Source organism: Mesorhizobium sp. M7A.F.Ca.ET.027.03.2.1, assembly GCF_003999175.1.
GTDB lineage: Bacteria > Pseudomonadota > Alphaproteobacteria > Rhizobiales > Rhizobiaceae > Mesorhizobium.
In genome coordinates this window covers 1-1,719 of the sequence record NZ_RZOM01001204.1, presented here as the reverse complement: position 1 = coordinate 1,719, position 1,719 = coordinate 1, and the positions used below count along the sequence as shown (strand labels likewise).

The 1,719-nt window shown below is 62.3% G+C and carries 3 protein-coding genes; 1 reads left to right on the top strand and 2 read right to left on the bottom strand.

Translation table 11 applies throughout. The annotated features are described in order from the left end of the window. Positions 1 to 207 (top strand): GyrI-like domain-containing protein (locus tag EN750_RS32985; protein ID WP_189526629.1); only part of this gene is annotated, 207 nt, incomplete at its 5' end. A 55-nt stretch (positions 208 to 262) separates the two neighbouring features. On the opposite strand, the gene EN750_RS32980 is transcribed toward EN750_RS32985, so the two are convergent. Further along, the gene (locus tag EN750_RS32980) at positions 263 to 613 is read right to left on the bottom strand and encodes a cupin domain-containing protein (protein ID WP_127258223.1); all 351 of its coding nucleotides are present in this window, start codon (positions 611 to 613) and stop codon (positions 263 to 265) included. Positions 614 to 619: 6 nt separating this feature from the next. Further along, on the bottom strand, positions 620 to 1,719 hold a 1,100-nt coding region (locus EN750_RS32975), incomplete at its 5' end, for an O-acetylhomoserine aminocarboxypropyltransferase (RefSeq protein ID WP_127399166.1).

Below are 1,719 nucleotides of genomic sequence, written 5' to 3'. Positions count from 1 at the left end.
ATTCCCGGCGGTCGTTGCGCGGTGCTGCGCTATCCCGGCAATACCAACAATCTCGAACCCGCAGCACTTTACCTTTATCGTGAATGGCTTCCGGCCAGCGGCGAGGAAGCACGCGACTTTCCGATCTATTGCCAACGACATCTGTCCCACTTCCCGGAGGGACCGCTACGCGAAGTGGTCGTTGAACTCTTTCTGCCTCTGAAATAGCTCGGCAGGACAGCGGTCTGTCCCTTCCGATCGCGAGCATCATGGCGACGCGAGATCAAAGCTTGATCACGTACTCCTTGCGAGTCGTTTCAAGCACTTCCCAGCTGCCTTTGAAGCCAGGCCTGAGCACGAAGCTGTCGCCGGCCCGAACGGTGCGCGCTTGCCCACCGTCCTCCGCGATCACCGAAACGCCGGACAGGATGTGGCAGAACTCCCATTCGTCATAGACGATGCGCCATTTGCCCGGGGTCGATTCCCAGATGCCGGCGTAAAGGCCGCCGTCGCGCTCCTCGACATTCCAGGTGCGGAATTTGGGATCGCCCGAGATCAGCCGATCCGGCGCCGGCGCGCCCTGTTCGGCGTCGACAGTGTCGACGCCGATGGCAAGAAATTTTGACTCGCTCATGATCGGTCAGACCTTGGCAAGCGCCTGTTCGAGGTCGGCGACGATGTCGTTGACGTCCTCGATGCCGATCGACAGCCGCACCGTGTCCGGTCCTGCGCCGGCCTTGACCTTCTGCTCGTCGGAAAGCTGGCGGTGCGTGGTCGAGGCCGGGTGGATGACCAGAGACTTGGTGTCGCCGACATTGGCCAGGTGCGAGAACAGCTCGAGCGCCTCGACGAATTTGACGCCGGCGTCATAGCCGCCCTTGAGAGCGAAGGTGAACACGGCGCCGGCGCCAAGCGGCGAGTACTTCTTCTGCAGCGCGTTGTTCTTGTCTGAGGGCAGGCCGGGGTAGTTCACCGACGCAACCTTAGGATGGTTGGACAGCCAGGCGGCAACGGTGACGGCATTGTCGCAATGGCGCTGCATGCGCAGCGGCAGGGTTTCCAGGCCGGTCAAGATGAGGAAGGCGTTGAACGGCGAGATCGCCGGGCCGAGATCGCGCAGGCCGAGCACGCGCGCGGCAATGGCGAAGGCGAAATTGCCGAAGGTTTCGTGCAGGACAAGACCGCCATATTCGGGGCGCGGTTCCGACAGCATCGGGTATTTGCCCGACTTCGACCAGTCGAAGGTGCCGCCGTCGACGATGGCGCCACCGATCGAATTGCCGTGGCCGCCGATGAACTTGGTCAGCGAATGGACGACGATGTCGGCGCCATGCTCGATCGGCCGGATCAGGTAGGGCGAAGCCAGCGTGTTGTCGACGATCAGCGGCAGGCCATGCTTGCGCGCGATGTCGCCGATCTTCTCGATGTCGACGAAAGTGCCACCCGGATTGGCCAGGCTTTCGATGAAGATCGCCTTGGTCCTGTCGTCGATCTGGCTCTCGAAGGTCGAGATGTCGTTGGTGTCGGCCCAGCGCACCTCCCAGCCATAATTCTTGAAGGCATGGCCGAACTGGTTGATCGAACCGCCATAAAGCTTGTTGGCGGCAACGAAATTGTCGCCCGGCTGCATCAGATTGTGGAACACGATCACCTGCGCGGCGTGGCCGGAAGCGACCGCGAGTGCCGCCGTGCCACCTTCGAGGGCCGCCATGCGCTCTTCCAGCACCGCCTGCGTCGGAT

What these genes read in the sequence shown, in the direction of transcription:
- EN750_RS32980 (WP_127258223.1), bottom strand. Translation starts at nt 613, where the DNA reads ATGAGCGAGTCAAAATTTCTTGCCATCGGCGTCGACACTGTCGACGCC.